This window comes from Mycobacterium sp. ABE4_509 (assembly GCF_056160785.1).
In genome coordinates, this window is sequence record NZ_JBSWXU010000278.1 from 1 (window position 1) to 2,128 (window position 2,128).

The window sequence follows — 2,128 nt, forward strand, 5'->3', positions numbered from 1 at the left end:
GCGCAACGCGGCCGACGAGCCGGCCGATCCCGCCGGTGGTGCCGGCGGCGGACCGTCGTCGCCGGGCGAGCCCGATCTGGCCAAGGCCGCCGAAGTGGGCCTGGTCGAGATCGGCGATCGGAGCCGAGATCCCCGCGACGCCATCATCGCGTGTTACGCGGCGATGGAACGCGAACTGAGCAAGTCCCCGGGAACCGTCCCGCAGGACTCCGACACCCCCTCGGAGGTGCTGGCGCGGGCAATCGAGACGCACGCGTTGCGCGAGGGCACCGCACGCGAGCTGGTCGAGCTGTTCGAAGAGGCCAGGTTCAGCCGGCACGTCATGGACGAGGGGCACCGTGCCGACGCGGTGCACGCCCTGCAGCGGGTGCAACGCGAGCTGGCGGTCGAGTTGTGATCAAAGTCGTTGTGTGCGGTGTGATTCTGGTGTCGGCGGTGCAGGGTTTCGCGCTCACCCAGCTCGACCGCGACATCGTGCTGGCGGTGTCCGGGGCGGCCCTGGCCACGGTGCTGCTGGTGGTCCGGCGACGCTTGGCGACTCAGCCCGACGCGATCGGCGAGGCGGTGGCCGACGAGGCCGACGCGTCGCTGCGACGCTGGCGGGGGCGCACCGAGACGTTGATCTCGTGGGCGGACTCGTCGCGCTCGGACTGGGACCGCAGGTTGCGCCCGATGCTGGCCAGACAGTTCGAACTGGCCGGCGGTCATCGGAAGTCCAAGGACCCGAAAGTGTTTCAGGCCAGCGGCCGAATGGTGTTCGGTGACGAGCTCTGGCAGTGGGTCGATCCGCAGAACATCTCGCGCACCGGCGCCCGGGAACCCGGCCCGGGCCGTGCGGTGCTCGGCGACATCCTCGAACGGCTGGAGCGGCTGTGACAGCGGCGCCGGCGACGACGACCGCCCAGTGCGCGGCGGTCATCGACGAGATCGGTCGGGTGGTCGTGGGGAAACGCCCGGCGCTGCACCTGATCCTCACCACGGTGCTGGCCCGCGGACACATGCTGGTCGAGGATCTACCCGGACTCGGAAAGACGCTGATCGCCAAGTCGTTCGCCGCGGCGCTGGGGCTGGAGTTCACCCGGGTGCAGTTCACCCCCGATCTGCTGCCCGCCGATCTGCTGGGTTCGACCATCTACGACATGCAGTCCGGCCGGTTCGAGTTCCGCCGCGGACCGGTGTTCACCAACCTGCTGCTCGGCGACGAGATCAACCGGACACCGCCGAAAACCCAGGCCGCGCTGCTGGAGGCGATGGCCGAACGCCAGGTCAGCATCGACGGCGTCACCCACCGGCTGCCCGATCCGTTTCTGGTGCTGGCCACCGACAACCCGATCGAGTACGAGGGCACCTATCCGCTGCCGGAAGCCCAACTGGATCGGTTCGCCGTCCGGCTGGAGCTGAAGTATCTGTCCGAACCCGAGGAAACGACCATGCTGCGCCGCCGCCTCGAGCGCGGTTCGGCACAACCGACGGTCAGCCGGGTGGTCGACATGGACGATCTACTGGCCATGCAGGAGTCGGTCGAGCAGGTGAGCGTCCACGACGACGTGCTGGGCTACGTGGTGGCCCTGGCGACAGCGAGCCGGACACACCCGCAGGTCGCCGTCGGCGCCAGTCCGCGCGCCGAACTCGACCTGGTGCAACTGGCCCGTGCCCACGCGCTGCTGCTCGGGCGCGACTACGTCATTCCCGAGGACGTCAAGTCGCTGGCGGTGCCCGCGATGGCCCACCGGATCAGCCTGCGTCCGGAGATGTGGGTCCGCCGGGTCCAGGGCGCCGACGTGGTCGAGGAACTGCTCCGTCGCACGCCGGTGCCGCGCGCCCGGACCGGTCCATGACTGCTATGCAGTTACGTTGGCGGGCTTCGTCGTTGACCAGGGCGGTGGCGACATGCGCGGCAGCCGCTGTCGCGGCGGCGGTGTTGTCCGGACGGCCGGACCTGGTCGCGTTCGCGGCGCCGCTGCTGGGCGTGCTCTGCTCGATCGGGTGGCAGCGTCCGGTGCCGTTGGTGACCGTGCAGGCCGATCCGCCGCTGCAGCGATGTTTCGAGGACGAGCCGGTGCGGGTGCGGCTGATGGCCCGCGCCGGTGACGGCAGCGCGGTCGGGCTGCGCTGCTCGGCGCCGGGC

General features: G+C 70.3%; 3 protein-coding genes and 1 pseudogene. All 4 read left to right on the plus strand.

What is annotated here, in order from left to right; all coding sequences use genetic code 11:
* Nucleotides 1–397, plus strand: a 397-nt coding sequence (locus ACXAID_RS27865) for a DUF4129 domain-containing protein (RefSeq protein WP_475025399.1), incomplete at its 5' end; no start/stop codon positions are given.
* A complete protein-coding gene (locus ACXAID_RS27870; protein ID WP_475025400.1) occupies nucleotides 394–876 on the plus strand; it encodes a hypothetical protein in 483 nt (160 codons plus the stop codon). The genes ACXAID_RS27865 and ACXAID_RS27870, both read left to right, overlap by 4 nt.
* Nucleotides 873–1,838: an AAA family ATPase gene (locus ACXAID_RS27875; protein ID WP_475025401.1), complete on the plus strand. Its 966-nt coding sequence runs from the start codon at nucleotides 873–875 to the stop codon at nucleotides 1,836–1,838. Before ACXAID_RS27870 ends, ACXAID_RS27875 begins: the two co-directional genes overlap by 4 nt.
* Nucleotides 1,835–2,128: pseudogene (locus ACXAID_RS27880) on the plus strand (DUF58 domain-containing protein); the annotation flags it as partial. The gene ACXAID_RS27875 and the pseudogene ACXAID_RS27880, both read left to right, overlap by 4 nt.